6 protein-coding genes and 1 pseudogene are annotated in these 8,801 nt (G+C 54.2%); 6 read left to right on the top strand and 1 reads right to left on the bottom strand.

Features of this window, described 5'->3' with window-relative positions:
- Nucleotides 1–1,880: 1,880 nt before the first annotated feature.
- Nucleotides 1,881–4,097 (top strand): McrB family protein, encoded by a 2,217-nt coding sequence (locus CQ12_RS00235; protein ID WP_057833356.1) that lies wholly within the window; start codon nt 1,881–1,883, stop codon nt 4,095–4,097.
- A 35-nt stretch (nt 4,098–4,132) separates the two neighbouring features.
- A complete protein-coding gene (gene mcrC, locus CQ12_RS00230) occupies nt 4,133–5,242 on the top strand; it encodes a 5-methylcytosine-specific restriction endonuclease system specificity protein McrC (RefSeq protein WP_057833355.1) in 1,110 nt (369 codons plus the stop codon).
- Between the two features lie 686 nt (nt 5,243–5,928).
- Here the strand turns inward: mcrC and CQ12_RS00225 are convergent.
- The gene (locus CQ12_RS00225) at nt 5,929–6,162 is read right to left on the bottom strand and encodes a helix-turn-helix domain-containing protein (protein WP_057833354.1); all 234 of its coding nucleotides are present in this window, start codon (nt 6,160–6,162) and stop codon (nt 5,929–5,931) included.
- An 88-nt stretch (nt 6,163–6,250) separates the two neighbouring features.
- On the opposite strand from CQ12_RS00225, the gene CQ12_RS00220 reads away from it, so the two are divergent.
- From CQ12_RS00220 to CQ12_RS00215, 4 genes and pseudogenes are all read left to right on the top strand, one after another.
- Entirely contained in the window at nt 6,251–6,634 is a 384-nt protein-coding gene (locus CQ12_RS00220; protein WP_057833353.1) for a hypothetical protein, read from the top strand.
- A gap of 211 nt (nt 6,635–6,845) precedes the next feature.
- Nucleotides 6,846–7,020: pseudogene (locus tag CQ12_RS47535) on the top strand (YnfA family protein); the annotation flags it as partial.
- Between the two features lie 283 nt (nt 7,021–7,303).
- Complete coding sequence (locus CQ12_RS43240; protein ID WP_157087916.1) at nt 7,304–7,651, top strand: hypothetical protein; 348 nt, start codon at nt 7,304–7,306, stop codon at nt 7,649–7,651.
- A 12-nt stretch (nt 7,652–7,663) separates the two neighbouring features.
- Complete coding sequence (locus CQ12_RS00215) at nt 7,664–8,626, top strand: cytochrome-c peroxidase (RefSeq protein ID WP_057833352.1); 963 nt, start codon at nt 7,664–7,666, stop codon at nt 8,624–8,626.
- Nucleotides 8,627–8,801: the final 175 nt, after the last annotated feature.

Below are 8,801 nucleotides of genomic sequence, written 5' to 3'. Positions count from 1 at the left end.
AAAAGGGCAAGGCCGGCATCGTCGTCCCGTCCAAGGACAAGCTTCCGACCGTGATCTATACCCTGATCGCCGCAGTCCGCGCCGGAGAGTTGGACGATTTGTTCAGCTAGGCCGCCAAGAGCGGCACCATTGGCAAGGCGCGCAAGGCCGCCTGATCCTCTGAGCCGGGTGATGGCTGGGCCCCGTCGCCCGGCATTGTTGTCGTCTCTACACGCGGGGTACGCAGACGACGGCGTCCGGCAGTTCCCAGGTGGCGAGCAGACCCAGCTCGTACGCTTCGAAGACCCGCAACTGATGATGATGTATCGTCCCCTCAGAGACCTTGGCAGACAGAAAGAGTTCGACGTCGGTGACGGCTTAAGCCGCAACTACCGGAATGCATGTTTCTAGCCAGCCGATCTGAGCCGCGATGGCTCTGACCTTGGCAACTGCTTCTACCGATGTGTTTTCAGCCATCACCCGAGCCTTTGAGAACAGCTTTGGCGCCATGAGAGCGGTGTCATGCTCTGTTGACCGAACTTATCCAGCGATCCGACTCCCAAGGACGGCTGCTGAATTTAAGCGATCATCCTCAGCATACGCCTGCGGTCCGGCACGTCGCCACAAATGCGCGTCACCCATTTGAAGCAGCGCGTCCAAGCCGAGCCGCTTGAGATTGTCGAAAGCATCTCTCGCATCAGTCCGCCATTTTATAACGGGAGGGTTGGCGCAACCCTGCGTCATCGCGAATGAGGCGCTCAATGCTCGCCGTGTCGGCTCGTCCGTCGGTCGCGTTGGCTCGCCGGGCACGATCGAGGAGTGACCGGGTCAGAGGATACCACGGAGGCGTCTTGTCACGCGTAGTCGCGTCAGTCCGGCAACAAGCAACTGCGGGTTCGGACAAACCTGTCAGGGTCAGGCAAGCCGAACCAGCCAATAGCTTCCTACGGTCGATGTCCATCCGACCCTCTATTCGTCCAGGAAGGTCGGCCGTAAACTGAAATCGCGGCGAAGGACATGTTGGCCCAGCCGGACCCAAGAGACCAGCGACGCTGGCAGAAGACCCAATGGGCCTTCCTACGATAGCCGGACTTGGATGGCCGGCGGAAGAACTCGGCCGGATCCACCTCCAGAATGATTGCCAGTTCCCGATGATTCCCAACCCAACGTAGGCGACTGCCGCTCGACCCGGCTGAGCTAGGCCCGGTTGATCTCGGCATCGTAGGCCAACTGTTCCTGCGAAAGCTTCCTCTCGTGCCGAAGGCGGCGAAGGTTCGGCGCGGATCGATCGCCGAGGTCCATGCCCCCCAGCCAGCCCGTAGCCGGTCTTTTAACGCACGGCTTTGCAACCGAAGAACAAGTGCCATAGATCACAAACTGTACAGCGCTTACAGCAGCCTACTCTCGGTTCGATTCTCGAGTACCTCGCTCAGTATTTGTCCGCAGTTTCAGAGACCGCGCCGAACGCGATCCCCGCGTGCAATTTAAGTGGGGCGACTTGCCAAGATGACAGGTCACCCGCTTTTCAGATCCGGGGATGCATTCTTATCCTATCACAGCGAGAAGCGCTCCGTGCCGTTAGCTCGCCGCGAACGTAGGTACCAGGAAGCATTTTCTGCTCCAAGATCAGATTGAAATTCTGAATTTGAACAATCGGAAATGGTTCACCGCTTCTGGAGGCAATCAGCCATCCACGTGTCAGAGCCAGACAGGCAAGGTCACTTGGTTCACCACGGCGGGCTTTGGTTCTCGGGGGTCTCTCGCCGCAGACCACGCGTTGATCATATCTTTAAATCAGATGCGCAACCTGTAGCTTTACGAGACTCGCCTTTCATGTTGAATTTGGATCGCTGACGCCACGTTCACAGATTGATAGGTAACATTAAATTGGAGCGGGAAACGTGACTGCTACTCTTAATGACCAAGAGCTTTCTGCGCTGTTTAGTGGACCTTTCGGTGAGTATCGAGCCGAGGACCGGGTCGCAGAATGGCGGAAACGATACGTTAATCACGTTGAACTCGTGCGCAATGCGGACGAAGCTCAATGGGTGGCTCCGAAATTCCAGCAAATGTTGTGGGATGACAATCCGGTGTCCAATATCGGGCCGGGCACGTCCGTTACTGTAACGGGGGCCTACAATGATAAAGGCTTGGCGAAACGGCTCCTGGAAATGCGGGATTCTTTGGAGGGATTAGATCTCGTTGCGCGCTCCACGGTCCTGCAAAACGGATTTGATGAAATCCTATCACGAGTGCATCCAACCTATGCCAAGCGACGCCCCAAGGCGCGGATCATTCGTTTGCTTGCGTTGATGTATCCGCACGACATAACGTGCTTAATGGATGGTCCACGGGTTTGGGGGGTTCAGCGTCTTATTGGGGCCCAGCGGCTTGCAGGAGATTTCGTAGCGCAACATGCGGCTCTACGTCACCGACTTCGGGAAGTACTGGGTGATCCCATCGATCTATCTGGCGAAGTAGACCAATCGATATTCACTTGGTTTTTATGGGAGAAAAAAGTCAAGCGGATTGAAGACGGTGCGATTACATTGGAGGCGGGACCAGGTGAGCCAAGCAATCTTCCGACCATTTCGCTGCTGCCGGCAAACGCTCAACGTCGCAGTCTAACCTATGTTCGTGACAACGTTCGTCTTCTCTTGGCAATTGTACGGGAAGCCGAACACGGTATTAGCCGAGAGGATCTTGTTGGCGTTATCCTGACTGAAGCCACGCAACTCAACGTCAGCAGCGCCGGGAACATCATTTCGCAGGCGCAAGGGGGCTTGGGCTTAATCGACCTGGATAACGGAGCTTATCGGCCCACAGAACGGGGTCTCGAACTTCTCACTGCCGATAATCCAGCGGAAGTATTGCGCGCGCCACTCGTCGGGCGCGTCTTTGGTATGGGCCATCTCCTTTCTATCTTACGAGACAATCCGGAGGGCCTTGCACAAACTGTGCTTTCTCAGCAGCTCCAATCATTAGTCCCGACATGGACGACTGCTCAACCGGGTTCGCATATTATATCTTGGGCAAAGTTAGTCGGTCTGGCTCAGACTTCCACTATCAACGGCGTTTCTCACTTGTCTCTCACTGAAGATGGTGACGACTACGCTGCAGCATTACCCAAAGACTTCATGGAGCGCTGGGTCATAGGCGGTCCTGCAGCTGGCGACAATGCCACCTTGCAGGAAGACAAAAGTAAATCTGTCGAGACTCTCGGTCAGCCCTACACAATCGATTCTATCATCAACGATGGTTGCTTCTTAGAACGGGCCGAGATTGAAACGGCGATTGCGTTGCTGAGCCGAAAGAGGAACATAATATTGCAAGGACCACCTGGAACTGGGAAAACCTGGCTTGCCAAACGATTAGCATTTGCTCTGGTCGGCGAAAGGGATGATTCCAGACTGATGGCGGTTCAGTTTCAACCATCCCTGTCATATGAAGATTTTGTTCGGGGCTGGCGTCCAGACGGGAGGGGCGGATTGGCGCTCGCCGATGGAGCGTTCTTAGAAGCAATCAGATCTGCGGATAAAGAGAAAAACCGACCATTCGTTCTCGTCATAGAGGAAATCAATCGGGGCAATCCGGCGCAAATATTCGGGGAGTTGTTGACACTAATTGAGACGGACAAAAGAACAGAGGCTGAAGGGCTACGACTCGCTTATCCAAGAACAGACGACGAGCGCGTCCACGTACCCGAGAATCTCTACATTATCGGTACGATGAATCTTGCCGATCGTTCGTTAGCGCTCGTCGACCTCGCTTTGAGGCGTCGGTTTTCCTTCCTCTCGCTTGCACCTGCACTAGGAGGGCCATGGCGAGCTTGGTGCCGTAAGTTGGGCGTACCCATCGAGCTAATTATTGAAATTGAAAATAAGCTCACGAAGTTGAACGATGAGATCGCGAATGATCGCGCGCTGGGACCTCAATATAGAGTCGGCCATAGTTATGTTACACCGCTAGTCGGAGAGCCAATTTTGAACGTTGAAACCTGGCGAAGGTGGTACAACGAAATAGTAGAAAGTGAAATTGCGCCTCTCGTGGCAGAATATTGGTACGATAACGAGGAGAAATATAAGGCGGCAGTCAAATCCTTGCGGCTAGATCATTGAGTGGCGCTCTAAGCGATTTCAGTAGTTCACCCGATATGTGGCGATCCGAATACGGCATTCCAGTCCGTAATTTGTGGGTGCTTCTCGCCTATGCTTCTGATTTAGCCGTTTTCCTAGATCGCGTCGATGTAGGCCTGGACGATGCCGCTGAGCTGCCTGACGTATTGGCTCGCCTACTGATCGAAGCAGTGGAGCGACGTCTACAACGCAACCTTTCTCGGGGGTATGAATCTCGTCAAGCAATCATTTCCCGGGTGCGGGGACGGATTGATTGGCTTGAGACGTTGACAGGGATGCAGCTCGAACGCGGACGAATCGCTTGCCGGTTTGAGGAGCAGACTTTTGACACGCCGCGCAACCGATACGTCCGGGCTGCTCTAGTTGCGATGGCTGCGGGAGTGCGCAACAAAAAGGTGGGATCAGACTGCCGCCGGCTAGCAAAGAGGCTGCACTTGCTAGGCGTCGGAACTATTCGACCGACTCGGCGTGAACTATCTCGCGACCAAATCGCAAGCCACCAGTCCGACGATCGCCTCATGGTTTCCGTCGCTCGCATCGCGCTAGACCTAGTTCTACCCAATGAAGCAAGCGGAAGCGTGGCATCGAGTAGATTGAGTCGAGATGAGGCCTTACTTCGGAGCATATTTGAGAAGGCTGTGGCGGGATTCTACAAACACGAATTTCACGGACGCGATGGCTGGAAGGTTCATCCACAAAGCTGGATGGACTGGGATGTAATTTCTTCATCGACCGGAGCGCACGCACTTTTGCCTCGTATGAAGCCAGATCTGAAACTTGACAAAGGGATCGAACGACGAATTGTGATGGATACGAAGTTTACAAATGTGCTGACCCCTCGCATGCATGGCGGGGATTCCTTTAAGAGTGAACATATCTACCAACTTTATGCATACCTGCGCTCTCAGGCGGACCGTAAAACGGATCCGCTTAGCCGCATCGCCGAAGGTATTCTCCTTTATCCCTCTGTTGATCGCGACCTCGACGAGTTCGTGATCGTTCAAGGCCAAAAAATTCGATTTGCTACCGTCGATCTAATGCAGCCCGCCACCGCGCTTTTGAACCGGCTCCGCTCGCTTCTCGAAACTCCATTGGAACAGGCGACAAAGCGCGAGCCGGAAGACTAAGCATTGGAGCATACTTTAGCTAAGGAACGACGAATAACTCGAGATATTTGATCTCTTCTATGATCAGATCAGGCAAGCGGTTGCCAGTGTTTGCCTTTCCCAACGACTAGCGAAATGGCCTTCCGAGAACTGATGATACTTGGCTAACCGGTTGCTCGATCCTAATCAGTCTCGTAGCATGGGCTACTGCCACAGCTTGGCATTGGAAGCCGTTTTACTCAGTAAAACTGGCGCCACTATTGGACGACCAACCGCTGCCCGTTTCAAGCCGACGTGATGTGAGCTCATCCCGCGTAGATACGTAAGCCTGCCACATATTTATTCTTCGAGGCACGATTTTTTGTGATGCGCTTGAGGCTACCCACGGTAGTTGCGCGAACGGTTAACTTGTATCTTCGCGCTTCCAGCTTTTGGTAAGTTCTGTTGCCATACGGGGATCGCGCATCCGTTTCTTGCCATAGAAGTCTTCCAGCATCTCGAAGGACGTCCCCGTGTTGGCCGCGAGCTAGAAACCGCTCACCCCTTCCGAGGCCACCACGGCCGAGCCTGCTCCAACCTTCAAGAACTCTCGTCTCTGCATAGCCCCCATCCTCCGTCCCTTGGGAAGGTCGGCCATAAACTGAGATCTGGACTTAGGACATGTAGGGTTCGACCGGGCCGAGGAGGCGGGCGGGCTCGGCAGAAGTCTAACCGCCCTTCTTGCGGGTCCGGGTGGGCCGCCGGAAGAACTCAGCTGGATCCACCTCCAGGATGGCCGCCAGTTTCTCGATGATCTCCAACCCAACGTAGGTCACTGCCCGTTCGACCCGGCTGAGATAAGCCCGATCTATCCCTGCATCGTGGGCCAGCTGCTCCTGCGAGACCTTCCTCTCGTGTCGGAGGCGGCGAAGGTTCGTCGCAAAAAGTTGGCGAAAGTCCATGTACGGACCCGACCAGCCTGTGGTTTATTAGCCCACGGCTTTAAAGCCTCAAACGGCATTGAGGCGACCTAGACTAGTGGGGCAGAGAATGTTTCGGTACTTCTTCGTGCTTGTAATAGCGGGCGGCGTAATTTACGCGGCGCAGCATCCCGAAGCGATGCGATTCTTGGATGGTCCTCCCGATTTCAAGGTCTGGATAGAGCAAACGCGCATTTCACCGAACAACGCGCGCTACGATATCCTGAACGTCCAGTCACGAGAAGAAAAGCCCATCATCGTCAAAAGCGTCTTGATGAACGACGATCCAAAGTGCGTAAATCTCTCGAATGCCATTCCAAAAAAGGACGGTGCACCAATGGTGCTGGGCGAGACCCAACGAATTGGTCTAGGACTATACGGGGTCACGGCGTGCAACCCTGTGAAAGTCGTCATATCAACCGACCGCGGAGATTCCACTTATCGTTTCGAATAAGGGAGTAGGCCGATACGGGTGGTCGAGATGCTGCCGCGGCGCAACATAGCTTTCATCTGACGGAATGCGTTCTAATTGAAGTCCGTCAAGGACTGGCAAACCCGAGGGATTCATCGGCTGGCTTGCAATGAATAAGGTGCCGACGAAGCCGTCATGGACTAACGGACCCGAATCGCCGTCCAAAAGAGTGGTGTGCGCATACCTACTCTAGCTGAGGCTGGTCAAGACGGCGGCAGCGGGGCGCGCGTACGCCACCTACGGCGGCATCTACATTGTAGTGTTGCTTGTCTGGCTGTGAGAGCGCGCGCCCGGATCGCTGGGATATCGCGGGCGCATACATCTGTATAATCGGTGCCGCCGTCATTCTCTGGGGGCAGCGCGGTTAAACCCCCACAGAGCCCTAAGAGGCTAACGAATGCTATCGGGATCGGCACTACCTTCACGGGGTTAGATAGTTAGGTCAACAATTAGACCCCATCTGCCGACCATCCGCGCCGTATTCAGAGACATCGACCTCTCATACCGATTTCCGTCAATCCAAACTTACCCGGCCATATGCCTCATCAGGGATGAGGCCGAGCAGGAGAACACCGTGAAACTGCGGCCACCTCTTGACAGCTGACTTAAATCTCTCAACCTATAAGCGTTTCAACTTATGGGAGTATAACGATGAAACGATTGCTGTGTGTCCTAGCTTCCTTTGTAGCCCTGGCAGTGCCGGCATTTGGTCAATCAGCGGCTGCTGTCAAGGTAAGGCTGAACATAGTCTATTCGGACTTGGCGCCAGTTGCGGGAGCCAAAGTATTCAATCACGAGACCAATACCTCGCTAGGGGAAACCAACGCTCAGGGGGCCTTCGAGTTCTCCGTCCCTGCTGGAACGACGATCCGGGTGGTAGATCCAAAGTATGGAACAACTCAACTGCTGCATAAGGTAGATCCGACAGCTGCTGCATCATCGATGAAGAACGGGATCTATCCCCTCTCGGCTTCTTGGCCAATTGGATCCGCCGCATAAGGTCCAAGAGCTTTGGGCGGACTTGATAAACAGAGAACAACAAAGGCGCTGCTTTGCGCCTTTGCCATATCCCTTGTTCTCGTTCACTCGAGCGAAAGCACAGAAGTGCAGATTGGGGAGTTGCTGTTCCAAAGTAAGCTGTTGGGCAAGTCTCCCGGCCTAGCTTGCAGCTCTTGTCACGATCCAAATCGCGCTTTTCAAGACGGATATGAAAGGTCACTTGCTAGAATAATTGTTCTTCGGCGCAATGCTCCGTCTCTTCTAAACGTCAACCGCCACACCTCGTTCACATGGGACGGTCGCCACGCGAGCTTAAAGCAGCAGATTCTCGAGCCGCTGCTCAGCCAACAAGAGGTGGGCGCAACAGAGGCAAGTCTGCAAAGATACCTTTCTACGGAACCATTATTGAAGATAGATTTTGAAGCCGCCGCGGCCAAGGCCAAGACATCCGCAGCCGAGTATGTCGCATACTCCTTGGAGCGGTATTTGTTGGAGGTGGTCGCTACGAAAGAGACCAAATTCGAAGAAATCGTCCGAAAAGGGCTTACGTTACCTAGAGCCGCAGAAGCTGGGTTTGCGCTGTTCACTGGTAAGGCAGGTTGCTCCGAATGCCACGCGCCTCCTCTCTTCACCGATAATCTTTTTCATGACATTGGATTGCCGCGACGACAGATCATTTTGCAAGCAACGGGAGCCGACTCGTATAGTCTTGGCTTCGACTACGGAAGAGGCGATATCCAGCCCGGCACCGAAAATCTTCATGCCTTTCGGACGCCATCACTAGTGAATTCCGCAATCACGGCACCCTACATGCACGACGGTTCCTTTAGGAGCTTACGTGAGGTAATCGATTTTTATGACCGGGGTAGGCGAGGCTCTGCACCCCTCAACCTCACCCCCGCGGAGAAGCACGACATAATTGAATTCTTGTGCACACTTGTAGACGTCCGCTATCAGCTGCCATGCTCGCGCTAGCGGGCGCTGCGGCTTTTCCCCTCCAGGATGCGCATAGCGAATGAGGTGTATGGCTTTTCGGGACCCCTCTCTCGTCTGGGCTTCGGTCTATTAAAAAGTGCCTTCAAGGGTGGCATCACCCCCCTTGTTTTGGTGTTTATTTGAGGTAGAATTTCTCCAGATTGCACTTATGAAT

Source organism: Bradyrhizobium jicamae, from assembly GCF_001440395.1.
Taxonomy (GTDB): Bacteria; Pseudomonadota; Alphaproteobacteria; order Rhizobiales; family Xanthobacteraceae; genus Bradyrhizobium; species Bradyrhizobium jicamae.
This window is presented reverse-complemented; position numbering and strand designations above follow the sequence as displayed.

Bases quoted from the DNA above. Each gene is read 5' to 3' on its own strand.
- CQ12_RS00220 (WP_057833353.1), top strand. From the start codon at position 6,251: ATGTTTCGGTACTTCTTCGTGCTTGTAATAGCGGGCGGCGTAATTTAC.
- CQ12_RS43240 (WP_157087916.1), top strand. From the start codon at position 7,304: ATGAAACGATTGCTGTGTGTCCTAGCTTCCTTTGTAGCCCTGGCAGTG.
- CQ12_RS00225 (WP_057833354.1), bottom strand. From the start codon at position 6,162: ATGGACTTTCGCCAACTTTTTGCGACGAACCTTCGCCGCCTCCGACAC.
- mcrC (WP_057833355.1), top strand. From the start codon at position 4,133: ATGTGGCGATCCGAATACGGCATTCCAGTCCGTAATTTGTGGGTGCTT.